The organism is Kitasatospora sp. NPDC048296, assembly GCF_043201815.1.
Taxonomy (GTDB): domain Bacteria; phylum Actinomycetota; class Actinomycetes; order Streptomycetales; family Streptomycetaceae; genus Kitasatospora.
In genome coordinates, this window is the sequence record NZ_JBICZB010000021.1 from 87,377 (window position 1) to 111,279 (window position 23,903).

At 73.4% G+C, this 23,903-nt stretch carries 20 protein-coding genes; 11 read left to right on the forward strand and 9 right to left on the reverse strand.

Translation table 11 applies throughout. The features are described from left to right. Nucleotides 1-5: 5 nt before the first annotated feature. On the reverse strand, nt 6-1,580 hold the full coding sequence (locus tag ACGF12_RS15490; protein ID WP_393029092.1) for a peptidoglycan-binding protein: 1,575 nt from the start codon (nt 1,578-1,580) through the stop codon (nt 6-8). A 113-nt stretch (nt 1,581-1,693) separates the two neighbouring features. Next, the gene (locus ACGF12_RS15495) at nt 1,694-3,310 is read right to left on the reverse strand and encodes a hypothetical protein (protein WP_393029094.1); all 1,617 of its coding nucleotides are present in this window, start codon (nt 3,308-3,310) and stop codon (nt 1,694-1,696) included. 269 nt (nt 3,311-3,579) lie between these two features. Between ACGF12_RS15495 and ACGF12_RS15500 the strand changes: the two genes are divergently transcribed. Further along, nucleotides 3,580-6,384, forward strand: coding sequence for a BTAD domain-containing putative transcriptional regulator (locus ACGF12_RS15500; RefSeq protein ID WP_393029097.1), 2,805 nt, complete (start codon nt 3,580-3,582; stop codon nt 6,382-6,384). 3 nt (nt 6,385-6,387) lie between these two features. On the opposite strand, the gene ACGF12_RS15505 is transcribed toward ACGF12_RS15500, so the two are convergent. From ACGF12_RS15505 to ACGF12_RS15515, 3 genes are all read right to left on the reverse strand, one after another. Further along, nucleotides 6,388-6,564, reverse strand: coding sequence for a hypothetical protein (locus ACGF12_RS15505; RefSeq protein WP_393029100.1), 177 nt, complete (start codon nt 6,562-6,564; stop codon nt 6,388-6,390). Nucleotides 6,565-6,626: 62 nt separating this feature from the next. Then, entirely contained in the window at nt 6,627-7,367 is a 741-nt protein-coding gene (locus tag ACGF12_RS15510) for a 3-oxoacyl-ACP reductase family protein (protein ID WP_393029102.1), read from the reverse strand. Between the two features lie 78 nt (nt 7,368-7,445). Continuing rightward, on the reverse strand, nt 7,446-8,942 hold the full coding sequence (locus ACGF12_RS15515; RefSeq protein WP_393029105.1) for an MFS transporter: 1,497 nt from the start codon (nt 8,940-8,942) through the stop codon (nt 7,446-7,448). Between the two features lie 194 nt (nt 8,943-9,136). On the opposite strand from ACGF12_RS15515, the gene ACGF12_RS15520 reads away from it, so the two are divergent. After that, nucleotides 9,137-9,508 carry a YciI family protein gene (locus ACGF12_RS15520; protein ID WP_393029108.1) on the forward strand — a complete coding sequence of 124 codons (372 nt, stop codon included), beginning with the start codon at nt 9,137-9,139 and terminating at the stop codon, nt 9,506-9,508. Further along, the gene (locus ACGF12_RS15525; protein WP_393029111.1) at nt 9,505-10,719 is read left to right on the forward strand and encodes an RNA polymerase sigma factor; all 1,215 of its coding nucleotides are present in this window, start codon (nt 9,505-9,507) and stop codon (nt 10,717-10,719) included. The genes ACGF12_RS15520 and ACGF12_RS15525 overlap by 4 nt, the downstream gene beginning before the upstream one ends. Before the next feature lie 43 nt (nt 10,720-10,762). Here the strand turns inward: ACGF12_RS15525 and ACGF12_RS15530 are convergent, their stop codons facing one another. Further along, nucleotides 10,763-11,752, reverse strand: a complete 990-nt coding sequence (locus ACGF12_RS15530) for an NAD-dependent epimerase/dehydratase family protein (protein ID WP_393029113.1) — start codon at nt 11,750-11,752, stop codon at nt 10,763-10,765. A 200-nt stretch (nt 11,753-11,952) separates the two neighbouring features. On the opposite strand from ACGF12_RS15530, the gene ACGF12_RS15535 reads away from it, so the two are divergent. The 3 genes from ACGF12_RS15535 (at nt 11,953) to ACGF12_RS15545 (ending at nt 13,937) form a co-directional block, all read left to right on the forward strand. Next, entirely contained in the window at nt 11,953-12,975 is a 1,023-nt protein-coding gene (locus tag ACGF12_RS15535) for a cytochrome c oxidase assembly protein (RefSeq protein ID WP_393029155.1), read from the forward strand. 100 nt (nt 12,976-13,075) lie between these two features. Beyond that, complete coding sequence (locus ACGF12_RS15540) at nt 13,076-13,714, forward strand: YdcF family protein (protein ID WP_393029116.1); 639 nt, start codon at nt 13,076-13,078, stop codon at nt 13,712-13,714. 70 nt (nt 13,715-13,784) lie between these two features. Further along, entirely contained in the window at nt 13,785-13,937 is a 153-nt protein-coding gene (locus ACGF12_RS15545; protein ID WP_393029119.1) for a hypothetical protein, read from the forward strand. A gap of 66 nt (nt 13,938-14,003) precedes the next feature. Here ACGF12_RS15545 and ACGF12_RS15550 read toward each other — a convergent pair whose 3' ends face one another. Beyond that, nucleotides 14,004-16,226 carry an NADP-dependent isocitrate dehydrogenase gene (locus tag ACGF12_RS15550; protein WP_393029122.1) on the reverse strand — a complete coding sequence of 741 codons (2,223 nt, stop codon included), beginning with the start codon at nt 16,224-16,226 and terminating at the stop codon, nt 14,004-14,006. Between the two features lie 424 nt (nt 16,227-16,650). On the opposite strand from ACGF12_RS15550, the gene ACGF12_RS15555 reads away from it, so the two are divergent. Both ACGF12_RS15555 and ACGF12_RS15560 read left to right on the forward strand, forming a co-directional pair. Continuing rightward, entirely contained in the window at nt 16,651-16,962 is a 312-nt protein-coding gene (locus ACGF12_RS15555; protein WP_393029125.1) for an SAV_915 family protein, read from the forward strand. Beyond that, nucleotides 16,959-17,288 carry a hypothetical protein gene (locus tag ACGF12_RS15560; RefSeq protein ID WP_393029128.1) on the forward strand — a complete coding sequence of 110 codons (330 nt, stop codon included), beginning with the start codon at nt 16,959-16,961 and terminating at the stop codon, nt 17,286-17,288. The genes ACGF12_RS15555 and ACGF12_RS15560 overlap by 4 nt, the downstream gene beginning before the upstream one ends. 45 nt (nt 17,289-17,333) lie before the next feature. Here ACGF12_RS15560 and ACGF12_RS15565 read toward each other — a convergent pair whose 3' ends face one another. Both ACGF12_RS15565 and ACGF12_RS15570 read right to left on the reverse strand, forming a co-directional pair. Continuing rightward, nucleotides 17,334-17,588 carry a hypothetical protein gene (locus tag ACGF12_RS15565; RefSeq protein WP_393029131.1) on the reverse strand — a complete coding sequence of 85 codons (255 nt, stop codon included), beginning with the start codon at nt 17,586-17,588 and terminating at the stop codon, nt 17,334-17,336. 78 nt (nt 17,589-17,666) lie between these two features. After that, nucleotides 17,667-18,524: an EamA family transporter gene (locus tag ACGF12_RS15570; RefSeq protein ID WP_393029134.1), complete on the reverse strand. Its 858-nt coding sequence runs from the start codon at nt 18,522-18,524 to the stop codon at nt 17,667-17,669. Between the two features lie 251 nt (nt 18,525-18,775). On the opposite strand from ACGF12_RS15570, the gene ACGF12_RS15575 reads away from it, so the two are divergent. The 3 genes from ACGF12_RS15575 (at nt 18,776) to ACGF12_RS15585 (ending at nt 23,772) form a co-directional block, all read left to right on the forward strand. Continuing rightward, a complete protein-coding gene (locus tag ACGF12_RS15575; protein ID WP_393029137.1) occupies nt 18,776-19,696 on the forward strand; it encodes a serine/threonine dehydratase in 921 nt (306 codons plus the stop codon). Nucleotides 19,697-20,612: 916 nt separating this feature from the next. Then, nucleotides 20,613-21,218, forward strand: coding sequence for a hypothetical protein (locus ACGF12_RS15580; protein ID WP_393029140.1), 606 nt, complete (start codon nt 20,613-20,615; stop codon nt 21,216-21,218). An 895-nt stretch (nt 21,219-22,113) separates the two neighbouring features. Next, a complete protein-coding gene (locus ACGF12_RS15585; RefSeq protein ID WP_393029142.1) occupies nt 22,114-23,772 on the forward strand; it encodes an APC family permease in 1,659 nt (552 codons plus the stop codon). The last annotated feature ends 131 nt before the right edge of the window (nt 23,773-23,903 follow it).

Genomic DNA, 23,903 nt, shown 5'->3' on the forward strand with positions numbered 1-23,903 from the left:
CCGGACTACTGGTGGGCGGCGGCGGTCCGCTCCTGGAGCTGCTGGTCGTAGAGGCTGGCGGGCGCCGCCGCCCTGCCCGGCGACTGCAGTTCCCCGTCGGTGCCGCCCAGGGCGGTGCCGGCGCAGCCGATCGCCCAGTTGTGGGCGGTGGGCGGGTTCTGCACCTCGATGCCCTGGGTGGTGCAGTTCCAGGCGGTGGCGTTGGCGTCCGACCAGCCGTGCCCGGAGCCGCGGTCGCCGTTGTCGACCATCAGCAGGTTGCCCTGGACGTTCACCTCGTCGTAGAGCGTTCCGCTGTCCCAACGCTCGTGACCGCCGGCGTCGTAACTGACGTCCGTCTGAGTGGCGGTGCACTTGGAGAAGACGTTCGGGCCCGAGGTGCGCTTGTACGGCACGAAGGCGTGCACCTTGGGGGCCGTCAGCGCGCAGTTCTGGATCAGGTTCTGCTGGCCGCCGAGCAGGAAGCCGAAGGAGCGGGCCGAGCTGTCGGTGGTCAGCATGTCCAGCGCCGAGACGTGGTCCTCGGTGATCCGGCGGCTCTGCTCGCTCGGGAAGGCCACCCCGTAGTCCCCGAAGTGCCGGGTGGTGACGTTGCGGACCCAGGCGTCCTGGACGGCGTTGAACTGGGCGAAGCCCGAATTGTAGAAATCCTTGGCGTAGTCGGGGTCGGCGGCCATCGCCTGGCCGTCCGCGGTGAGGTTCTCCAGGCCGACGTGGTCGATCCGCGGGAAGGTGTAGTGGTAGACGGTCGCGTTGGTGTACTGCTTCTCCAGCGCGGTGGTCAACGGGGCGTCGAAGGTGATGGTGTTGCCCTTGACCGCCGTGATCCGACGCTCCGAGCGCAGGCTCCAGTTCGGCTGCCAGGCGTTCTGCATGCCGAGTGCGTCGATCCAGGCCTGGGTGGTCGGGCGCTCGATCACGATCTCGTCGCCGACCTTGAACCCCGCCGCGGAGGCGAGGTCGAGCGACTGGCCGCCGACCGGGACGTAGTCGTCGGTCACCGCCTGGGGTGAACCGACCGCGGTGTAGGCCGAGCTGCCGCCGACGGTCAGCAGTATCCGGGAGGTGGCGCCGCTCGCCGCGAGCGTCGTGTCGGCCGCGTTGGCGGAGGCACCGCGCAGCACCACGCCGGAGGCGGTGATGGTGAGCGTGCCGGCGATCCGGTAGGTGCCGCGGCCGAGTTGGACCGCGCCGCGGAAGCCGTCGGCGCCCGGCGGGAGGGCGGACACCTGGTTGATCGCGGCCTGGACGGCGGCGGTGTCGTCCTGACCGCTCGGGGCGGGGACGGTGGCCTTGACCGGGACGTTCGTCGGCAGCGGGACGCCGCCGCCCCCGTAACCCGCGTAGGAGTAGTCGGGGATGCGGTTGCCCTGGGCGTCGTGGCCGTAGACCAGGTGGTTGTCCGTGAAGCTGATCCACTTGCCCTGGGTGGGGGCGCTCGATCGCGTCGGGCCGGGGTGGCCGGTGGTCGCCTGGGCCGGGTCGTGCACGGTGGCGAGGCAGGCGGTGCCCGCCAGCAGGCCGAGGGCGGCGAGCACGACGTAGCGGGCGGGACGGCGGCGCTTGGCGTGGGTCGTCATGGGGCGGCTCCGGAGGGCTGGTTGTCGGTGCGGCATGGCAGGTGGCGGAGGGTGCCGCCCGCCACGACTCAGGGGTGTGTCGTGGCGGGCGGCAGGAGTGATGGTTCGGTGTGTCAGCCGCCGGCCGCGGCGGTCTCGGCGCCCTTGGCCGCGTCCTCGGCGCCCATGGCGTCGGCGATCTGACCGGCGTCGTGGCCGATGGGGCCGGTGGAGGCACCGGAGAAGCCGGGGCCGCTGGCAGGGTTGGTGCCGGGAACGCTGCTCACCGCGCCGTTGCTGTGCTGGTAGCTGGTGTTCGGCGGGGTGTTGTGGGTGGTGTTGCTGAGGACGATGCCCTGGTTGGTGCTGACGCTGCCCTGCCAGGGCACGCCGTCGGTCACGTGGCCGTGGTAGGTGCCGCTCCAGCTGTTGCCGACCGCGACGTGGCCCTCGCCGGTGTGGTTGATGTTGGCGTTGGTCTGGCTCTGCACGGCGCCGTGGTCGGCGTTCCCGGCAGTGACGTGGCCCATGCCGTGGTGGTCGACGTTGGCGTTGACCGTGCCGCTGCTGTTGTCGCCGACGCTGACGTTGCCCATGCCGTTGTGGGTGACGTGTCCGTTCACGTCGCCGGTGCTGTTGTTGCCGACGTTCACGTTGCCGCGGCCGTTGTGGGTCACGGTGCCGTTGCCCTGGCCGGTGGTCGTCACGTGGCCGGTGCCGTTGTGGGTGACGTCGCCCGTGCCGTTGTGGGTCACGTTCCCGGTGCCGTTGTGGGTGACGTTGCCGTTGCCGTGGTGGGTGACGTTGCCGTCGCCCTGATGGGTGACGTCACCGTTGCCGTAGTAGTGGGTGTCCCCACCGGTGGTGTGACCGGTGGAGAGGGGCTGGGTCTCGGTGGTGGAACCGCCGCCGTTGCCGTGCTGGGTCTGGTTGGCGGAGCCACCACCCCCGTTGCCGTGGTGGGTCTGCGTGGTGGAGCCACCCCCGTTCCCGTGCTGGGTCTGGGTGGCGGAGCCACCACCGTGCTGGGTCCCGCCTCCACCATGACCGTTGTGCCCGCCGTGGCCGATACCGGAGACCACGCCGCCCGCGATTCCGGCGCCGATCCCGGCCCCCACGCCCGCGCCCGCGCTTCCGGCCTCGCCGACCCCGGCCTCACCGGCCCCGATGGCGCCCCCGACACCAGCCGCCTCGCCCACGCCACCGCTACCACCGTGGCCGGTGTGACCGCTGTGACCGGGCTCGTTGACGTGGGTGTTGCTGCCCGGGTGCTCGGTCTGGGTGCTGCTGCCCTGGGACCCGTGCTGGTGGGTCTGGGTGCCGTTGCCCTGCTCAGTGGTGGAGCTGTTGTGGGAGCCGTGCTGGTGGGTCTGGGAACCGCTCCCCTGCTCGGTGGTCGTGCTGCTGCCGTGCGAGCCGTGCTGGTGCGCCTCGGAGCCGCTGCCCGGCCCCGTGGTGGTGCTGCTGCCGTTCGGCCCGTGCTGGTGCATCTGGCTGCTGCTGCCGCCGTGCCCGTGCTGGGTACCGCCCGAGCCATCGTCGCCGGTCAGGTGGAGGGTGCCGACGTGGTGCGGATCGACGGTGTGGGTCGCGCCGCCGCCGTACTCGACGGTGGTGCTGCTGCCGCCACCGCCGCCGTGCGGGCGCACCTGGGTGTGCGCCTGGGCCTGGGTGACACTCAGGCCGCCGATGACGGCCGCCGTCATCGCTCCCGTGACGAACGCCCGCTTGGTGTGACGCTTGAGGTTCAAAGTTGGGACTTTCCGTTCAGGGCGCCGGGCCTGCGAGATCGCCCGTGCGTCGTCGGACCGAGACCCCGACGAGCCTTCCAGCACCGGCGTACAAGAGGCGTTGCCGGCGGCGTACAACCCGCGTACACCCTCCTCGCCGGCCCCGCGCGCTCGTGTCGCGTTCACGTCGTTGGGGTAGCCTGCGACTCGCGAGTAACCGGGTTTGTGCTGGTCATGGGGTGTTTGTGGGGATTCCGGAACCGGGCCGTGGGGGCTTGTGGCGGTTCGCGGTGCTGGGGCCCGTACGGGCGTGGCGCGAGGGGCGGCCGCTGGACCTCGGGCGCCCGCAGCAGCAGGCCGTGCTCGCCGCTCTGCTGCTGACCGCGGGGCGTCCGGTGCGCCGCGGCGAGCTGCTCGACGCGGTGTGGGGCGAGGAGGCCCCGGCCTCGGCCGCGACCAATCTGCGCGCGCTGCTCTCCCGCCTGCGCGGCGTACTGCAGTCCGATGGGGCCGACTGCCCGCTGGTGTCCGCGCCGACCGGCATCACGCTGCGGGTTCCGCCGGAATCCGTCGACCTGTACGCCTTCGAGGAACTCGTCGGTGCCGCCGAACACGCCCGGGCCTCAGGGCAGTCGGCCCATGCCGACCGGCTGCTCGACCGGGCGCTCGCGCTCCCCGGGGGCGACCCGCTCGGTGGGGTTCCCGGGCCGTTCGCGCAGGCTCAGCGGGACCGGCTGGCCGCGCTGGTGCTCGGCGCCACCCGGCAACACATCGAACTGGGGCTGGAGTTGGGCCGCCACGAGCGGCTGGTCGGCCCGCTCGCCGAGCTGGTCGCCCGCCACCCGCTGCACGAGCGGCTCCGCGAGCTGCAGATGCTGGCCCTCTACCGCGGCGGACGCCAGGGCGAGGCGATCGCCGCCTACCACCAGGCGCGTGCGCACCTCGCCGAGGAGTTGGGCGTCGACCCCGGCCCCGACCTGCGGAACCTGTACGAACGGATCCTGCGCGCCGATCCCGCGCTCGCCGCCCCTGCCCCGACCGCCGTCACCACGGCCACCTCGGTCACCAGCGCCCCCAGCGCGCTCCCCCGCCCGCCGGCCGACTTCGTCGCCCGCCCGCGTGAGGAGCGGCAGCTCGACGCCCTGCTCCCCGGTACCGCCGGATCGCCGCGCCGACTGGCCGTCCTCGCCGGACCGGCCGGCAGCGGCAAGACCACCCTGGTGCTCAACTGGGCCCGGCGGCAGGCCGATCACTTCCCTGACGGCCACCTCTACGCGGACCTGGGCGGCTTCTCCCCGGACGGCCCGACCGACCCGGGCGAGGTCCTGCACGCCTTCCTCCGGGCCCTCGGCGCCGCCGACCACGAGATCCCCGCCGACACCACCGGCCGCGCCGCCCGGTTCCGCGAACGGATCGGCGCCCTAAGGCTGTTGGTCGTCCTCGACAACGCCACCGGCGCCCGGGACGTGCTGCCCTTCCTCCCCGAGGACGGCCCGGCGCTCACGGTGGTGTGCAGCCGACACGCCCTCCCCGACCTGGCCGCCGAACCGGGCGCCGGGTACGTGCCCGTCGGCGCGTTCACCCCCGACGCGGCCCACGAGCTCGTGCGCCGCCACCTGGGCGACGAGCGTGCCCTGGCCGACCCGCAGGCCGCCCGCCGGCTGGTCGACCTGTGCGACCGGCTGCCGCTCGCCCTCACCATCGCACTCACCCGGCTCACCACCCACCCCGCCTGGACGGCCGCCGACCTGGTCGCCGAGATGCAGGACGAGCAGGCCCGCCTCGACGCCCTCGGCCTGTCCGAGCGGCTCGGCGTCGAGCGCGAACTCTCCCTGAGCCGCCGCCGGCTGAGCGCGACGGCGGCCCGCCTGCTGCCCCTGCTCGCGCTGCACGCGGGCCCGCACAGCGGCGCCCGCACCGCCGCGGCCCTCCTCGACGTCCCGCTCGCCACCGGCCGCCGCGCGCTCGCCGAACTCGCCGACCTGCACCTGCTCACCGAGCCGACGCCCGGTCGCTACCAGGCACACGACCTGGTCCGGCTGTACTGTCGCCGGCTGCTGGAGGACGAGGTCCCGCTCGCCGAGCGGAAGTCGGCCGCCGCCCGGCTGGCCGACCACTACCTGGCCGCCACCCGGGAGGCCAACACCCTGATCTTCGGCGACAGCGGCATCCCGTACCCGCCGCTCGGCCCCACCCCACGCGCCCTGCCCGAGCTGCGCGACATCCGCGGCGCGCTGAGCTGGTGGGCTCCGGAGGCACCGGCCATCCGCGCCCTGGTCCGCACCCTCACCGGTCTCGGCGAGCACGAGCGCGCCTGGCGGCTGGCCAACAACGCGATCGGGTACCACACCTGTACCGGCCTGAGCGCCTGGTTCGACTGCGCGACCACCTGCCTGGCCGTGGCCGCCCAGGCCGACGACCCCACCGCCCCGGCCAGGGCGCACACCCAACTGGGCATCGTGCTGGCCCAACTCAACCGCCCCGAGCAGGCCCTGCCGCACCTCGAACGCGCCCTCGTCCCCGGCCCCGGCGGCGAGCCGGCGCTGCGCGTCCACGCCCTCGCCATCCTCGCCGGCGTCCACCACGACCTCGGCCGGCCCGAGCTCGGCGACCGCTGCTTCGAGCAGGCCCTGGCGGCCGCCACCGCCGAGGGCGACCACTGGCTGGAGGCCTTCGTCCTGACCCGGATGTGCGTCGCCCAGCTCTGCTCGGTGCCGATGCCGGAGACGCTCCGCCGCGCCCGCCACTGCCGCTTCCTGCTCGCCGACGCGCCGCTCACCCAACTCGCGCGCGGCGCCATGCTCTTCGAGGCCCTGGCCCTCGACGGCCTCGGTCGCACCGCCGAGGCCGAGGCCGTCTGGAGCGAACTGATCGGGCTGAGCGCCGACACCGGGGACGACATGCTGCTGAGCCAGGCCCAGGCCCAGTACGCCGGTTTCCTCGCCCGGCACGGCCGCGACCGCGAGGCGGCCGCGCACCGCTCGACGGCGATCAGCCTGTACCGCGGCCGCGAGGACGCCCGCTCGGTCGCCGCCCTCGCCCACCGCCGCACCGTGCTCGGCCCGAGCGGACAGCTCATCACCGTCGAGCGGTAGCCCCTACTCGGCCGGCGCGCGTTCGGCGGCCGGCCGGCGCGGCTCGGGCCCGTCGTCCGGGTCGGCCGGGGCGGCGGCGAACCGGGCGCGCCGGTGGGCGGCCGGGTTGCCGGTGGCGTACCAGGTACCGGCGGTGACCTGCCCGTAGACGGCGCGGCAGTCGACGCTGCCGAGGATCACACCGTGGTCATGACCGGGTGCGGGGCGGCGACCGGGGCCGCCGCCCCGCCCCGGCCCTGCGCTCAGGCGGTGTAGCCGCCGTCCACCGCGAGGGCGGTGCCGGTGACGTAGCGTCCGCCGGGACCGGCCAGGAAGGCCACCGCGGCGGCGATGTCCTCGGCCTCGCCGAACCGGTCCAGGGCGGTGAGCCCACGCTGGAAGTCGGCGGAGTCGCCGTCGGCCGGGTTCATGTCGGTGTCGATCGGGCCCGGGTCGACGATGGTGGCGGTGATCCCGCGCGGGCCGAGCTCCCGGGCCAGGCCCTTGGTCAGCCCGGTCAGCGCGGTCTTGGCGGTCGCCTGGAGGACGAAGTTCGCACCGGGGACGCGCCCGTTGAAGCAGGAGCCGATGCTGATGATCCGCCCGCCCTCACCCATGTGCCGGGCGGCCGCCTGGGCGGCCAGGAACACCGAGCGGATGTCGACGGCGAGCACCCGGTCGAGCTCCTCGACCGACACCTCGGCGAGCGGGCCGTAGGTGAGGAAGCCCGCGTTGTTCACCAGGATGTCGATGCCGCCCAGCTCGCGGACGGTCTCCTCCACCGCCCGCGCGGCGGCGTCCGGCTCGACCAGGTCCGCCCGGATCGCCACCGCCCGGCCGCCGGCCGCCTCGATCTCCTTGACCACCGTCCGGGCCTGCTCCTCGGCCCGGACGTAGGTCAGCGCCACCGCCGCCCCCTCGGCCGCCAGCCGCTTGGCCACCGCCGCACCGATGCCCCGGCTGCCGCCGGTCACCAGGGCCACCTTGCCGGTCAGCTCGCTCATCTCTCGTTCCCCCTTCGTGATTACCGCGTTCGTCGCACACCGACGGTAGGAGCTGACACCGGTGTCAGGTTCAAGCCCTCACCGCCGGACCGCCTCGTGGTCCGGCAGCGACTCCTCGGGCGCGGACCGCTTCGCCGAGCGCATGGCCAGGGTCAGCACGGCCGGCCCGGCGAACAGCGCCGCGGCGATCAGCCCGTTGACGTGCAGCCCGGCGGTGAACGCCGCCCGGGCGCCGCGGAGCAGTTCGGCGCCCTGCTCCGCGGGCAGGTGCCGGGCGGCCTCGACGGTGCCCGCCAGCGAGTCGGAGCCGCCGGCCCGGGCGCGGTAGACCGCGGCGGCCACCGTGCCGAGCAGCGCGAAGCCGAGTGAGCCGCCGAAGTAGTTGCCGGTCTCCGACATCGAGGCCGCCGAGCCGGCCCGCTCCGGCGGCACCGAGCCGAGGACCAGCCCGGTGCCCAGGGCGAACAGCGGTCCGGTGCCCAGGGCGAGCACCGTGATGCCGGTCATCACCAGCGGCAGCGAGCCCTGGCCGTCGTCGGCGGCGACCAGCAGCAGGCCGCCCAGCGCCGAACAGGCCAGCCCGCCCGCGATCGCGGTGGTGTCGTCCATCCGGCGGGCCAGCCTCGGCGCGGCCATGGTGCCGACCGCCACGCCCAGGCCCATCGGGGCGAACAGCACAGCGGAGGCGAACGGCGAGTGGCCCAGCACGCTCTGCAGGTACTGGGTCACCAGCAGGCCGGTGCCGGCCATCGCGACCCCGGCGAGCACCAGCGAGACCAGCACGGCCGTGAACGGGCGGCTGCGCAGCAGTCGCAGGTCCAGCAGCGGCCGCTGCTGCCCCAACTGCCGCCGGACGAAGGCGTACCCGACGGCGGTGCCGGCGAGCAGGGCCAGCGCCGGGACCAGCGGCGCGTCCTGGACCGGCAGCTGCTTGACGCCGTACAGCACCAGCAGCACCGCCACCAGCGACAGCCCGACCCCGACCGGGTCCAGCCGCCCGGCCGCCTCGCTGCGGAACTCCGGCAGCAGGAACGGCCCGGCGACCAGGAGCACCGCCATCGCCGGGACGGCGGCCAGGAACACCGACCCCCACCAGAAGTGCTGGAGCAGGAACCCGGCCAACACCGGCCCGAGCGCGCCGCCCGCGAACTGGCAGGTGGCCCAGACGGCGACGGCCTGTCCGCGCTGCCGCCCGTCCCGGAACATGTTGGTGATCAGGGCGAGCGTGGACGGCGCCAGGGTCGCGCCCGCGACGCCGAGCAGGGCCCGCGCGACGATCAGCATCAGCGGGTCGACCGCGAAGGCGGCGACCACCGACAGCACCGCGAAGGCCGCCGCACCGGTCAGCAGCAGGCGTCGGCGGCCGATCCGGTCGCCGAGCGTGCCCATGGTGATGACCAGGCCGGCCACCATCAGTCCGTAGCTGTCGCTGATCCACAGCTGCTGGACGCCGTCGGCGCCCAGGTCGGCGCTCAGCCGTGGCAGGGCGAGCAGCAGCGCCGTCACGTCCATCGCGACCAGCAGCGTCGGCAGCATCAGGACGGCCAGTCCCAGTCGTGCCCGGGTGACGTCCATCCCGGCGACTCCTCTCCTCGGAAACGTTGTCGCGGGGTGGTCGGAGCGGCCCGGGGCTTCTTGACGTCGGTGAGCGGTGCGACGGCGGAAAACTCGTGGGAGATTTCTCGGCGAGGGATGTCAAGAAGGCGGCGGCGGCTCCGACCGACGGTCGAAGGGCCCAGCCGGGGCCCGCCCACGACGAGGAGTACGCGATGAAGTTCCTGATCGGCCTGCACATCAACCCGGCCGTGCTGGACGCGCTGACGGACGAGGAGAAGGCGGCGATCGGCGCCGGGCACGGCAGGTTCATCGAGGCGCTGAAGTCCTCCGGCGAGCTGATCCTCACCCAGGCGCTGGTCGACCCGTCCCAGTCCGCGGTGGTCACCGTGCGGGGCGGTCGGCCCGTGGTGACCGACGGCCCGTTCCTGGAGGCCAAGGAGTTCCTGGGCGGCTTCTACCTGGTCGACTGCGAGAACCGGGAGCGGGCGATCGAACTCGCCGCGCAGATCCCGGACGCCGCGATCGAGGGGCTGGGCGTCGAAGTGCGTCAGGTGATGTTCTCCGACGGACACTTGGAGGCATGACAGCACCGGACTTCGAGGGCCTGCTGCGTGAGCTCACGCCGCAGGTCCTCGGCACGTTGGTACGCCGGCACGGCCGGTTCGAGGGCTGCGAGGACGCCGTGCAGGAGGCCGTCCTCGCCGCGAGCGTCCAGTGGCCGGACGAAGGGGTGCCGGAGAATCCGCGCGGCTGGCTGGTGACCGTCGCCTCCCGGCGGCTGGTGGACCAGGTCCGCAGCGACCACGCCCGCCGCGAGCGCGAGAGCGCGATCACCGCCGCCGAGGTGGTCCCCGAGGACGTGCCGGACACCGACGACACCCTGCTCCTGCTGTTCCTCTGCTGCCACCCGGCGCTGACCGCGGCCTCGCAGACCGCGCTCACCCTACGGGCGGTCGGCGGCCTGACCACCGCCGAGATCGCCCGCGCCTTCCTGGTGCCGGAGGCCACCATGGCGGCCCGGATCAGCCGGGCCAAGCAGCGGATCAGGGCGGCCGGCAGCTCGTTCACCCTCCCCGAGGGCGCCGAACGCCAGGAGCGGCTGCAGGTCGTCCTGCACGTGCTCTACCTGATCTTCAACGAGGGCTACACCGCCTCCTCGGGCGGCGAGCTGGAGCGCGCCGACCTCGCCCGGGAGGCGATCCGGCTGACCCGGACGGTGCACGCCCAGCTCCCCGAGGACGGCGAGGTGACCGGCCTGCTCGCGCTGATGCTGCTCACCCACGCCCGCCGCGCGGCCCGCACCACCGCGACGGGCGACCTGGTGCCGCTGGCCGAACAGGACCGCACGAGCTGGGACGGCGCCCTGCTGAACGAGGGCACGGCGCTGGCCAAGGCCGCACTGGCCGGCCCCGAGCTGGGCCCGTACCAGCTGCAGGCCGCCATCGCCGCCACCCACGCCGACGCGACCACCGCCGCCGGGACCGACTGGGCGCAGGTGCACGCCCTCTACCTGATCCTGGAACGGATCGCGCCCAACCCGATCGTCACCCTCAACCGGGCCGTCGCCCTCGCCGAGCTGGCCGGCCCGCAGGCCGGCCTCGCCCTGCTGGCCACTCTGGACGGCGACCAGCGGATGGCCGGGCACCACCGGCTGCTGTCCGTCCGGGCGCACCTGCTGGAGCGGGCCGGCGACCGGGCCGGGGCCTACGACCACTACCGCCGGGCGGCACGGGCCACCGCGAGCCTGGCCGAGCAGCGGTTCCTGTCGGCCCGGGCCGGGCGGGTACGGCCCTGACGGCGGCGGCCGCCGGGCGGGTACGGCCCCGACGGCTACGGTGCTAGGCGCGCCCGAGCACCGTCCGGTACCAGGACGCCGCCTCGGTGAGGCGGGCGAGCGGGCCCGGCCCGGGCGGGCAGGCGGCGAGCCGCCAGATCTCCTCGCTGCGGTACCAGTGGTCGCGGGCGATCATGGTGAACTGGCGCTCGGAGACCCGCCCCGGCGTGGCGGCGAGGCGACGGCGGCACTCCGCCCAGGGCAGCGCCGGCCCGTCCAGGACGGGCAGCAGACCGAGCGCGGCCAGAGCGTCGAGCAGCTCTCCGGCGCGGACCGGGGTCGGGTGGGCGGCGTGCTGGACGCCCGCCGGAGCGGGGGCGTCCAGCGCGAGCGCGGTGATCAGCCGGGCCAGGTCCGTACGGTCCACCAGGGAGAGCCGGGCCCGGCCGCCCTCCCAGCGGGCCGGGACGCGACGGGCCAGCTCGGCCAGCCCGGGCACCACCCAGCGGTCGCCCGCGCCGGTGACCAGCGCGGGGCGCAGCACCAGGGCGCCGGCCGCCAGGGCGTGCTGCTCGCCGACCAGCCTGGTGCGGCTGGCCTCGGAGAACGGCGCGGGCGGCACCCCGTCCACGTCGATGCCGCTGTGCGGGCCCTCGCCGTACACCGCCGTGGTCGACAGGTGCACGATCCGGCCCACCCCGGCCCGGCCGGCCGCCGCCATCACCGCCGCGGTGCCCCGGTCGTTGACGGCCTCGCAGTCCTCGGCACCGCCGCCGACCAGGGAGGCCAGGTGGAGCAGCACCCCGGCGCCCTCGCATAGCCCTGCCAGCGCCGCCCGGTCGGCGAGGTCCCCGCGGATCCAGTCGACCTCTCCGAGGCCGTCCCCCAGGATCCGGTCGACGCCTCCCCCGGGGGCGGGGGGCTCCCGGCGGACCAGCGCCCGCACCCGGACGCCGCGCGCCGTCAGGGCCGCCAGGACGGCGGAGCCGATGAAGCCGGTCGCCCCGGTGAGCGCGACCGTGGCCGCTTCCGCGGGCCGCTGCGACACCGCCATGGCTGGCTCCTCCCTGCCGACCGGTCGGTCAGTCTAGCCAGCGCCCACCCCGCCGGGGACCACCCGTACGGAGGGGGCGGCGGTATGGCCGAGGTAAGGCCCACCTAGGCTGTATGCCAAGCAAAACGGGCGAACCGGACCCGCACAGGGACCACGAGGACGGAAAGCAGGACCCGCCGATGGGCGACGGAATGTCAGGAATGCACCACCACGGCGGGATGACCCAACTAGGCCCGTTCACCCTCTCCAACGTGTGGACCTGGTCCCCGGACTGGGTGTTCCTGCTCGGCGGCCTGGTCGCGCTCGGGCTGTACCTGTTCGGCGTGGTCCGGCTGTACCGACGCGGCGACCGCTGGCCGATCGGCCGGGTGGTCGGCTGGGTGGCCGGCGTCGCCAGCCTGCTGCTGGTGACCTGCTCGGGGCTGAACGACTACGGCATGGTGCTGTTCAGCGCGCACATGATCCAGCACATGGTGCTGTCGATGCTGACGCCGCTCCTGCTGCTGCTCGGCGCCCCGATCACCCTCTCGCTGCGCGCGCTGCGCCCGGCGGGCAAGGGCCGCCCGCGCGGTCCGCGCGAGCTGCTGGTGGCGCTGCTGCACAGCCGCTACGTCCGGGTGATCTCGCACCCGGCGTTCACCATCCCGATGTTCATCGCGAGCCTGTACGGGGTCTACTTCACCCCGCTGTTCGACTTCCTGATGCAGTACCGCCTCGGGCACATCTTCATGATGGTGCACTTCCTCATGACCGGTCTGACCTTCTTCTGGCCGATCATGGGCGTGGACCCGGGCCCGAACCGCCCCGGCCACGTGATGCGGATCATCGAGCTGTTCATGGGGATGCCCTTCCACGCCTTCTTCGGTGTGGCGGTGATGATGGCCAGCCACCCGCTGGTCTCCACCTTCACCGTCCAGGGCGGACCACCCGGGACGGACCTGCTGGAGGACCAGAAGCTGGCCGGCGGCATCACCTGGGCCTTCGGCGAGATCCCGACCGCGATCGTGCTGATCGCCCTGGTCTACCAGTGGATGGGCTCCGAACAGCGGCAGGCCCGTCGCCGCGACCGCGCCGAGGAGCGCAGCGGCGACGCCGAGCTGGAGGCGTACAACGCCTACCTGGCCTCGCTGAACAAGCGCGGCCAGCGCCCGGGGGCGGCCGGCACCGCCGCCGCACCCGCGGCTCCCGTCACCCCCGCCACCCCGGCGGCCGACGCCGGCTGAGCCCTTCCGACCGAACCGCCCGGAGCCCGCGTTCTTCCCCGGAGAACGCGGGCTCCGTGGCGTTGCGGAACGGTGTCCCCACCGGGTGCGTTCGACGGGTATGCACGCCCTGTTCCTGCTGCCCGTGCTGCTCGGCGGGTACGTCCTGCTCTGGCTGCTCGGCTTCCTCGGCTGCGCACTGCACCAGCGCCGTCGGCCGGTGCCCGCCGGCTCCGACTACGTGGTGGTCCTGGGCGCCGCACTGGACGGCTGCGAGCCCGCGCCGACCCTGGCGGCCCGGCTGGACGCCGCGCGGATGCTTTTCGCCGCCGAGGAGGCCGCCGGGTACGCGCCGCTGCTGCTGGTGACCGGCGGCAAGGGCCCGCACGAGGAGTGCACCGAGGCCGCCGCGATGGCCCGCTACCTGATCGCCCGGGGCGTGCCGGCCGAGCGGATCCGGCGCGAGGAGCGGGCCGTGAACACCGCCGAGAACCTGCGCTTCAGCGCCGCCCTGATGGCCGCCGAGCGCCCCGACTACCGCTGCACCGTCGTCACCAGCGGTTTCCACACCGTCCGCTCCGCCCTGGCCGCCCGCCGGGCCGGCGCCCCCGGCCGGGTGCTCGGCGCGGACGGACCGCTCGCGCACGGCCCGTACCAGCTGCTGCGCGAGGCGGTCGGCACGGCGCTCGCGCTGCCCCGCGCCAACGGCGCCGTGCTCCTGCTGCTGACCGGCACGGGGGTCGTGCTCGGGCTGGCCTGAACAGGCCATGGGATCGTGCCGCCCAGTCCGTCAGTATGAGGACGGAAGCCGAGCGCGCAGGGGGCGGGCCATGGCAGCACGGGAGAACGGGTGGAGCCCGCTCCAACGGATCGGCGGAGCGGTCAGCGTGTCGGCCCTGGTCTTCGGCGTCGGCACGGCCCTCCTGCTGCACGGTTCCCGGCTGCTCCGACGGCCCGCCCGGGAAGTCCCCGGCGCGGCCTGACACGCGGGGAGGCCCCCGGGCCCGCCGCAGCGGACCCGGGGGCCTCCCGGTGCTTCACGCCCGGCGTCAGCCGAGGTTGGCGAGCGCCTCGTTGAAGGTCTTGGACGGGCGCATCACGGCGGCGGCCTTGGCCGGGTCCGGCTGGTAGTAGCCGCCGAGGTCCACGGCCGAGCCCTGGACGGCGATCAGCTCGTCCACGATGGCCTGCTCCTGCTCGGTCAGCACCTTGGCCAGACCGTCGAAGGCCTTGGCCAGCTCGGCGTCGGCGGTCTGCTTGGCCAGCTCCTGGGCCCAGTACATGGCCAGGTAGAAGTGGCTGCCGCGGTTGTCGATGCCACCGAGGCGGCGGCTCGGCGACTTGTCCTCGTTGAGGAAGGTGCCGGTGGCGCGGTCCAGGGTGTCGGCCAGCACCTGGGCGTGGGCGTTGCCGGTGCTGGTGGCCAGGTGCTCGAAGCTGGCGGCCAGCGCGAAGAACTCGCCCAGGCTGTCCCAGCGCAGGTAGTTCTCCTTGACCAGCTGCTGGACGTGCTTCGGGGCGGAGCCGCCGGCGCCGGTCTCGAACAGGCCGCCGCCCGCCATCAGCGGGACGACCGACAGCATCTTGGCGCTGGTGCCCAGCTCCAGGATCGGGAACAGGTCGGTCAGGTAGTCACGCAGCACGTTGCCGGTCACCGAGATGGTGTTCTCGCCGCGGCGAATGCGCTCCAGCGAGAACTTGGTGGCCTCGACCGGGGACTTGATCTCGATCTGCAGGCCGTTGGTGTCGTGCTCCGGCAGGTAGGTCTTGACCTTCTCGATCAGCACGGCGTCGTGGGCGCGGTTCCCGTCCAGCCAGAACACCGCCGGGTCGCCGGTGGCGCGGGCGCGGGTGACGGCCAGCTTGACCCAGTCCTGGATCGGCGCGTCCTTGGTCTGGCAGGCGCGGAAGATGTCGCCCGGCTGGACGGCCTGCTCCAGTACCACGTTGCCCTCGGCGTCGACCAGGCGGACGGTGCCGGCGGCCTCGATCTCGAAGGTCTTGTCGTGGGAGCCGTACTCCTCGGCCGCCTGGGCCATCAGGCCGACGTTCGGGACCGAGCCGATGGTGGCCGGGTCCAGGGCGCCGTTGGCGCGGCAGTCGTCGATGACGGCCTGGTACACGCCGGCGTAGCTGTGGTCCGGCAGCACCGCGAGGGTGTCGGCCTCCTGGCCGTCCGGGCCCCACATGTGGCCGGAGGTGCGGATCATGGCCGGCATCGAGGCGTCGACGATGACGTCGCTCGGCACGTGCAGGTTGGTGATGCCCTTGTCCGAGTCGACCATGGCCAGGGCCGGGCCCTCGGCCAGCTCGGCCTCGAAGGAGGCCTTGATCTCGGCACCCAGGTGCGGCACGTTGTCGAGGCCGGCCAGGATGCCGCCGAGGCCGTTGTTCGGGTTCAGACCGGCGGCGACCAGCACCTCGCCGTACTTGGCGAAGGTCTTCGGGAAGAAGGCGCGGACCACGTGGCCGAAGATGATCGGGTCGGAGACCTTCATCATGGTGGCCTTGAGGTGCACCGAGAACAGCACGCCCTCGGCCTTGGCGCGGGCGACCTGGGCGGCCAGGAACTCGTTCAGGGCGGCGGCGCGCATCACGGAGGCGTCGACGACCTCGCCGGCCAGCACCGGGACCGTCTCGCGCAGCACGGTGGTGGTGCCGTCCTGGCCGAGCAGCTCGATGCGCAGGGCGCCGTCGGCGGCGATCACGGCGGACTTCTCGGTGCTCGCGAAGTCGTTCTCGCCCATGGTGGCGACATTGGTCTTGGACTCGGCGGTCCAGGCGCCCATGCGGTGCGGGTGGGTCTTGGCGTAGTTCTTGACCGACTGCGGGGCGCGGCGGTCGGAGTTGCCCTCGCGCAGGACCGGGTTGACGGCGCTGCCCTTGACCTTGTCGTAGCGGGCGCGGACGTCCTTGTCCTCGTCGGTCTGCGGGTCGTCCGGGTAGTCCGGCAGGGCGTAGCCCTGGGCCTGCAGCTCGGCGATGGCGGCCTTCAGCTGCGGCACGGAGGCCGAGATGTTCGGCAGCTTGATGATGTTGGCGCCCGGGGTCTTGGCGAGCTCACCGAGCTCGGACAGGGCGTCGCCGATCCGCTGGGCCTCGGTCAGACGCTCCGGGAAGCTGGCGATGATACGCCCGGCCAGGGAGATGTCACGGGTCTCCACCCGAACACCCGCCGTCGAGGCATACGCCTGGACCACCGGCAGGAACGAGTAGGTCGCCAGGGCCGGAGCCTCGTCGGTGTGCGTATAGATGATGGTCGAGTCAGTCATCGGTACTCCGCTTCACGTCTCCAACGTCTTGACGTCAAGATATCTCGTCCCGGGCCCCTCGCTCCACCTCCCCCCGCCCCGGAGTGCGCGCCGGTCGGATCCGGGGGCGCTCCGGCGGCCGCGAGGACGGCTGCGACGACAGCCGACTCCACCGTGGTCCGGGACGGGACGGGAGGCAAGCGGAGCGCTCCCGGGCCGTCCGGATCAGGTGTCGGTCGGACACTGTTCGGGTCGTGGTCGGGCAGCGTTCGGGCGAGCGCGGAAGTGGTGTCGTCCAATCGGGTGAGTCGGGTGTCAGGAGTGCGTCAACGCACCACCCCATTCGGTCAACGCTGCGTCAGGACCGGCGACGCCGCACCCGTCCCGGCCTAGCGTCGAGGAAGTAGTCCCGGCAGGCACCACCACCCCACTCGGGAGCATTCGCATGGCCCGCGTCGTCTGGCACGTTCCGGTCACCGCCACCATCACCGGCACCGGAAGCCCCACCGCCCTCCGCCTGTTCCGCCTGCGCGACGGCCGCCGCTGCGCGGTCGGGTTCTCCAGCCCCGAGGCCCTCACCGCCCTCCTGGGACCGGACCAGGCCCACACCGAGATCGGCGAGCCCGCTCTGCGCGACCTCACCGCCCCGCTCGGGGTCGACACCCTGGTCCTGGACCCACGGCTGGTCGCCCCGCCCGTATCCGTCCCGGCTCCGACGCCCGCCCCGGCCCCGACCGCCCAGCTCCAGCGCCGGTGACGGCCCCGCTCCAACTGGTCCCGGCCGGACTCGAACCCGTGCCGGGCCGGCCCGAGCAGGCCCGCGCCCTGCACGCGATCGCCCGGGTCAGCTACGGGCCGACCCCGCTCGACTTCGACCGGCTGGCCGCGGAGTTCCCGGCGGTCCAGAGCGGCCTGGCCCTCGCCGGGGACGCCGACCTGGAGCTCCGCCTGGCCTGCACCGGCCCGGAGGAGTTACGGGCGGTCGCCGCCGCGCTCCAGCGGGCGGGCGCCGCCAGGGTCCGGATCGACCTGGTGCTGCGGGCGCTGACCCCGCAGCCGGTGACCCTGCGGCCGGTGCCGTGAACGGCGGTCCCGGGAGAGCCCGCCGCCCTCAGGGCGGACAGGCCCTCAGTCCTCCTCGCCCGGGCGCGGGTTCGGGTTGACCGCCTGCCCGTCGATCGGCTCGCCCCAGGCGTCCTCACCGACGGCGGTGACGCAGTAGCCGCTGCCCTCGACGTGTCCTCCCGCACCCCGGCACTGCTCGGCGGTGACATCGCGCCTGCCGCTCGCCGACGCGAAGGCGGCGGGTGCGGTGGCGCCGGCGGCGAGGAGGACGGCGGTGGTGGTCGTGACGGCCACCCGGGCCAGGAGTGAGAGGTTCATGCGGCCCACGACAGCACGGCGGCGTGCGCCCGGCGAGCACGACTCGTCCTCCCGGGTGCACGCCGCCGTGCTCGATCGCTACGACCGGGCCAGCGCCGCGATCGCGGCCAGCAGCAGCGCCGAACCCGCCACCAGGCCCGCGGTGAGCGGTTCGCCGAGGAGCAGCACCCCGATCACCGCCGCCGTCGCCGGCTCCAGCAGCACCAGCACCGAGGCCGTGGTCCCCGGTACGGCGGTGAGTCCGGTGAAGTACCACCGGTAGGCGAGCAGGGTCGGCACCGTCCCGAGGAAGAGCAGCGCTCCCCCGGTCAGCGCCGGGTCCCCGGCCGTCGGCAGCACGCCCTGGACGGCCGCGAACGGCAGCAGGCAGAGCAGCCCGGTGGTGAAGGCGCCGGTGCTGGCTTTCGCCGTACCACCGCCGCGCGCCCACAGGGTCAGCCCGCTCTGGCCGGCGCCGGCGAGCAACGCCAGGGCGACGCCCAGCGCCGGGCGCGGCCCGGCGGCCGGGGCGGCGACCAGCAGCACGAGCCCGCCGAGGGCCAGGACGACGGCGGCCACCGCCCGTCGGGTGAGGCGTTCGCCGAGCAGCACGTGGGCGCCGAGGCTGGTGAGCACCGGCCCGGCACCGATGGTGATCAGGGTGCCGAGCCCCAGGCCCGCGTACTGCACGGAACCGAAGTAGGCGCACTGGCTGACGGCCAGCCCGATCCCGGTCAGCACGGCGGCGCCCCGGCGGCCGCCGCTCGTCCTGCCGGACGGCAGCAGCGCCAGGCAGAGCGCCGCGACGCCGAAGCGCCAGCAGGTGACGGCCACGGGGCCGAGCCCGCTGGTGCGCAGCAGCAGCGCGGCCACGGCTCCGCCCACGCCCCAGGCGACGGCGGCGGCGGAAATGGACAACAGGCCGTGCCGGAACGGCACGGCGGCGTAGGAGGTCATGCGTCGGTACTCCACGATGGATCGCCGGTTCAGGTCCGCGGGGTCGGCGGGCGGCAACCATCGCCCCGGCGACGGCGGGCACTCCCGCTCGGCCGGGTCGGGTGAAGTACGCCGCCCGCTAGCGGACCGGCGGCGGGAGGATCACGAGACGCACGAGGGCCAGCCTACGCCGCCCGTCGGCGATCTTTTCCGGCCCGCCCGGGCCGACTACGGTCGAGCGGGAGCACCCCCCGGGCGAAGGAGCACGCGCGATGAACCAGCTGACGCACGACGAGGTCGAGGCCGCCGGGCAGCGGATCGCCGGGCGGGTGCGGCCGGTCGCGGTGGCGCCGGGCGACGAGGGCGGACGGACCTGGCTGGCACTGGAGTTCCTGCAGCACACCGGCAGCTTCAAGGCCCGCGGCGCGCAGAACTTCCTGCTCGCCCACGCCGAGACGGGCGCCCTCCCGTCGGCCGGGGTCACCATCGCCTCGGGCGGCAACGCCGGGCTGGCCTGCGCCTGGGCGGCACGCGAACTCGGCGTCCGGGCAACGGTGTTCCTGCCGGAGACGGCCTCGCCGGTGAAGCTGGCGCGGCTGCGCTCGTACGGTGCCGAGGTGCGGCTGGTCGGCCGGGAGTACGCGGAGGCGCTGGCGGCCTGCGAGGAGTTCGCGGCGGACAGCGGGGCGCTGGCCTCGCACGCGTACGACCACCCGCTGATCGCGGCCGGGGCGGGGACGGTCCTGGCGGAGATCCGCGCCCGGGTGCCCGGGCTGGACACGGTGGTGGTGTCGGTGGGCGGCGGCGGGCTGTTCGCCGGGGTCGCGGTCGCGGCCCGCGAGCACGGCGTCCGCGTGGTGGCGGTGGAGCCGGAGGGAAGTCGGGCCCTCAACGCGGCGCTGGCGGCGGGCCGCCCGGTGGACGTCCCGGTCGCGTCGGTGGCTCAGGACGCGCTCGGCGCCCGCCGGGCCACCGCCCTCGCCGTGCACGCGGCCGGGCACGAGAGCGTCCGCTCGGTACTGGTGTCCGACGACGCCATCGTGCGAGCCCGGCGGCAGCTGTGGGACGAGCGCCGGATCGCCGTCGAGCACGCCGCCTCCACCGCCCTGGCGGCACTGGACCAGGTGGACGGCGAGCGCATCGCCGTCCTCCTGTGCGGCGCCAACACGGATCCGTCGGACCTCGTGCGGTAGCAGAACCGTCACGCCGTTCACGCGTCGACGGATGATCGGCCCGCCCGGGGTGGCGGGCAGGAAGCACACGACAGCGCCCACCGCCCTGCCGCGGCTGTGGTGGCCTCCTCGGCCGCCCCCGCCCCGGCGGAGGCCGCTTGCGCCACGTCGCGGGCGCCGTCCCGGTCAGCAGCACCCGGCGCCGGTGGACGCCACCGGTCCGGACGGCACCGCCCACCCCTCAGCGGCCACCCCGCGTCGGCCGCCGACCCCGACGACGGCGACAGCCCTGACGATCACCCGGGACCCGCCTGACGGTCGACCAGCGGTCTCAGCCGATCACCGACGCCCGGCCGATCCAGGCGGCCCCAGCTCCCGCCTCCCGCCGGGCCTGAACTCGCCCAATCCACAGCACATTTGACGAAGACCGAGCGAAAAGGTCCCGCCCTCCGGCCACTCGGAGGGCGGGACCTCTTTCATGACGGGCGCGAGAAAAAAGATCATCAGAGTTCTCACGCGACGGATCGTGGAGGAGCCGAGGGATCCCCCCCTCGCCGACGCGAATCCCGACAGGCGCGCCACGGCCGTACGGCCCGGACAAAGGGCCTCGGGGCGGGCCGCGAGGCCGTCAATTTGGCACCCCGTCATTCCGGTCCAACACCGCGCGCACCCCGGAGAGCGCCAAAAGGGTGAGCAGGAGTCAGTGGCCACCCGAAAGACCCAATCCGAGCCATCAACTCCCCCTCAAATAAGGCGTTTTGAGAAATCTGATAGCCGACCATCTCGACCCCCGAAAACAGGGTCAGAGCGCCCCAGGTCCCCCATTTGGCCCCCCTCATCAACCATTCGGCACGGGTTGATATGACAGTCCTTCAATCGGCCAGTACGTTCATATCTGTCGGCACCAAGCCGATCCAGTCGAGACAGGAGAAGTTCCATGAACAAGATGACCACCGCCATTGTCCTCGCGGCAACGGCAGGCGTGGCCGTCACCGGCATCACCTACGCGTCGGCTGCATCCGAGCCGGCCGCGAAGGCGGCGCCGGTCGTCCAGAAGGTGGCCCCCGAGGCCGCTCCGGCGGCTGTCGCTCCCGCCGCTCTCGCCCAGGCGCCGCTCGACGGCGGCAACTCGAAGGGCAACGAGGGCAAGGGCAACGAGGGCCGCGAGGAGCGCCGCGAGCACCGCGGGCACCGCGAGCACCGCGAGCGTGGCATCATCCACGTCAACGAGCGGTCGTACTCCGCGGACGACTTCGGCTGCATCACCGTGGTCAGCGGCCTGGGTGCCAAGTCGCTGAACATCCGCAACGACAGCTGGCGGGACGTTGAGGTCTTCAGCGGCGCGGTCTGCGACAACGGCGCCCCCATCGCCACCGTCGGGCCCCACAGCTCCAGCGACGGTGTTCACCCGAAGCGCGTGCACGAGGGCATCGAGGTCGACGACGGCGTTGTGGGCAGCTTCCGGGTCGCCCACCGCTTCCACGGTGGCGAGGGCCGCGAGGGCCGCGAGGAGCGCGGCGGCGAGGGCCGCGGCGAGTGGTAACCGAGCCCGACCGGAAATTCCGGAACTGAGCCCGACCGGGACGTCCGGACCTGAGCCAACGGCATGAAGTGGAGCCCCGGCCCGCCGAAATCGGGCCGGGGCACCAACATGGCTATTGTCCTACAGGTTTACGCGTCCTGCACGCGGGTGATGTCTGTCGGGATGGCGCATAGCGGCCACCCGGTGGTCCAGCTTCCAAAGCGACGCGCAACCAATCCCCGACGTCCGGCGGATCCAGGCGGTCCTCGACTGCCACTGCCCGCCGCCGAAGGGCCGAATTCGCTGCGCACACGACCCGTCTGGTGAAGGCAGTGCAGAGGTCCCGCGCTCCGATCGATCGGAGCGCGGGACTTCTGCATGGCGCCGACATTGACGTCGCGTCACGCGAGATCCACTTCCCGCGCGTCCGTACACGGCGCGCCTCGACACCCAAACCTGTCGGCCGACGCCCCCAGCCGCACGACAACCGTCGCACCACACCGAGCCGAGCCGGTTCACCGAGCGGGACGTCCGACTCGACACCACTCCGTTCGCCCCACCCGGCGCGCCGAGCCTGCCGGCCAGCGACGCCGTCGACCGGCCATCAACCGGCCATCAACCGGCCATCAACCGGCCCAGCCGCATCACTATGCGGCGATCGCCATTCCCATGAAACGACTGGCCGCCAATAATGCACCCTCGCCAGTCGATGCTCAATTCCGGCTCAAATCCTGGACCTACTCGCGAGTCACGTAATCCGCCGGATGCTGCACCGCCCCCTACCAGCACGGATATCCGGCAAAGAAAGTAAACATTCAGCAATGAGGTCTGTGCAGAGGTCTATGAATAGCCCTACGGTGTGGCAACTCTCCGCGCTCCGCCCACCTCGGAGCCCCCACACACAGAGAGATCGCCCATGGCTTCCCTCAACCAGATCTCGCCGCCCGGCCAGAACTCCGGCACCAGCGGGACCGCCCACCGGTCGCTCAAGCGGCACGTCGGCCTCGTCGGCCTCATGTGGGCCTCGGTCGGCTCGATCATCGGCTCCGGCTGGCTCTTCGGCGCCAAGAGCGCCGTCACCGCCGCCGGCCCCGCGGCCGTCATCTCCTGGGGCATCGGCGCCGTAGCGATCGTGCTGCTGGCCCTCGTGCACGCCGAGCTCGGCGGGCTCTTCCCGGTCTCGGGCGGCACCGCGCGCTACCCGCACTACGCCTTCGGCGGCCTGGCCGGCATGTCCTTCGGCTGGTTCTCCTGGATCCAGGCGGCCACCGTGGCACCGATCGAGGTCGAGGCCATGATCGGATACGCCAAGGACATGCCCTGGGCCAGCGGGCTGCAGAACGCCAACGGCACCCTCAGCACCAGCGGATTCATCGTCGCGACCGCGCTGATGGCGGTATTCGTCGCGGTCAATTTCCTCGGCGTGAAGGTCCTCGCCCGGACCAACAGCATCGCCACCTGGCTGAAGATCTTCGTTCCTCTGCTCACGATCTTCCTGCTGGCGATCACCAGCTTCCACGGCTCCAACTTCACCTCGCACGGCTTCGCCCCGTTCGGCGCCAAGGGTGTGCTGGCCGCGATCAGCACCAGCGGCATCATCTTCGCCCTGCTCGGTTTCGAGCAGGCCATCCAGATCGCCGGTGAGAGCCGCAACCCCAAGCGCGACATCCCCCGCGCGGTACTCGGCTCGGTCGCCATCGGCACCCTGATCTACACCCTGCTGCAGGTCGTCTTCATCGGCGCGCTGCCGGTCAGCGCCTTCGCCAACGGCTGGGCGAAGCTCGACTTCCCCGGCATCGACGGCCCGTTCGCCGGTCTGGCCACCCTGGTCGGCCTCGGCTGGCTGTACTACGTGCTGAAGGTCGACGCGGTGATCTCCCCCGGCGGCACCGGCCTGATCTACACCACCTCCACCTCGCGCATCTCCTACGGCCTGAGCCGCAACGGCTACGCGCCGCAGAAGTTCGAGCAGCTGGACAAGAACGGCGTGCCGTGGTTCGGCCTGATCATCTCCTTCGTGACCGGCGTGATCTGCTTCCTGCCCTTCCCGAGCTGGCAGGAGCTGGTCGGCTTCATCACCTCCGCCAGCGTGCTGATGTACGCCGGTGCCCCGCTGGCCTTCGGCGCCCTGCGCCGCCGGCTGCCCGAGCGCGAGCGCTCCTACCGGCTGCCGCTGGGCGGCGTGATCTCCCCGGCCGCGTTCGTGGTCGCCAGCCTGATCATCTACTGGGCCGGCTGGCAGACCCTGTCCCGCCTGGGCATCGCCATCGTGCTCGGCTACCTCCTGCTCGGCGGCTACGCGGCCTACGCCATCAAGAAGGGCCTGCCGAACGCGCCGCGGCTCAACTGGAAGGCCGCCCAGTGGCTGCCGGTCTACCTGCTGGGCCTCGGCCTGATCTCCTGGCAGGGCGGCTTCGGCGACGGCACCGGCCGGATCCCGATGTGGTACGACATGGCGCTCGTCTCGGTGTTCTCGCTGGTCATCTACTTCTGGGCGATCCGGGTGGCACTGCCCGCCGAGGAGATCGAGCGCGAGGTCGCCGACGTCGAGGTGGTCGACGCGGGCGGCCACTGATCACCGACACCTGACAGGACGGGCCCGCCGGGCGCCACAGCGACCGGCGGGCCCCTCCGCCTGCCCAGGGGGGGTCCCCCCGTTGCGGGGGGGCCGGGCCGAGGGGCTCCGCCCCCCCCGCCGCGCCGCCG

What these genes read in the sequence shown, in the direction of transcription:
- ACGF12_RS15490 (WP_393029092.1), bottom strand. Translation starts at nt 1,580, where the DNA reads ATGACGACCCACGCCAAGCGCCGCCGTCCCGCCCGCTACGTCGTGCTC.
- ACGF12_RS15510 (WP_393029102.1), bottom strand. Translation starts at nt 7,367, where the DNA reads ATGAGCGAGCTGACCGGCAAGGTGGCCCTGGTGACCGGCGGCAGCCGG.
- ACGF12_RS15515 (WP_393029105.1), bottom strand. Translation starts at nt 8,942, where the DNA reads ATGGACGTCACCCGGGCACGACTGGGACTGGCCGTCCTGATGCTGCCG.
- ACGF12_RS15520 (WP_393029108.1), top strand. Translation starts at nt 9,137, where the DNA reads ATGAAGTTCCTGATCGGCCTGCACATCAACCCGGCCGTGCTGGACGCG.
- ACGF12_RS15525 (WP_393029111.1), top strand. Translation starts at nt 9,505, where the DNA reads ATGACAGCACCGGACTTCGAGGGCCTGCTGCGTGAGCTCACGCCGCAG.
- ACGF12_RS15530 (WP_393029113.1), bottom strand. Translation starts at nt 11,752, where the DNA reads ATGGCGGTGTCGCAGCGGCCCGCGGAAGCGGCCACGGTCGCGCTCACC.
- ACGF12_RS15535 (WP_393029155.1), top strand. Translation starts at nt 11,953, where the DNA reads ATGCACCACCACGGCGGGATGACCCAACTAGGCCCGTTCACCCTCTCC.
- ACGF12_RS15540 (WP_393029116.1), top strand. Translation starts at nt 13,076, where the DNA reads ATGCACGCCCTGTTCCTGCTGCCCGTGCTGCTCGGCGGGTACGTCCTG.
- ACGF12_RS15545 (WP_393029119.1), top strand. Translation starts at nt 13,785, where the DNA reads ATGGCAGCACGGGAGAACGGGTGGAGCCCGCTCCAACGGATCGGCGGA.
- ACGF12_RS15550 (WP_393029122.1), bottom strand. Translation starts at nt 16,226, where the DNA reads ATGACTGACTCGACCATCATCTATACGCACACCGACGAGGCTCCGGCC.
- ACGF12_RS15555 (WP_393029125.1), top strand. Translation starts at nt 16,651, where the DNA reads ATGGCCCGCGTCGTCTGGCACGTTCCGGTCACCGCCACCATCACCGGC.
- ACGF12_RS15565 (WP_393029131.1), bottom strand. Translation starts at nt 17,588, where the DNA reads ATGAACCTCTCACTCCTGGCCCGGGTGGCCGTCACGACCACCACCGCC.
- ACGF12_RS15570 (WP_393029134.1), bottom strand. Translation starts at nt 18,524, where the DNA reads ATGACCTCCTACGCCGCCGTGCCGTTCCGGCACGGCCTGTTGTCCATT.
- ACGF12_RS15575 (WP_393029137.1), top strand. Translation starts at nt 18,776, where the DNA reads ATGAACCAGCTGACGCACGACGAGGTCGAGGCCGCCGGGCAGCGGATC.
- ACGF12_RS15580 (WP_393029140.1), top strand. Translation starts at nt 20,613, where the DNA reads ATGAACAAGATGACCACCGCCATTGTCCTCGCGGCAACGGCAGGCGTG.
- ACGF12_RS15585 (WP_393029142.1), top strand. Translation starts at nt 22,114, where the DNA reads ATGGCTTCCCTCAACCAGATCTCGCCGCCCGGCCAGAACTCCGGCACC.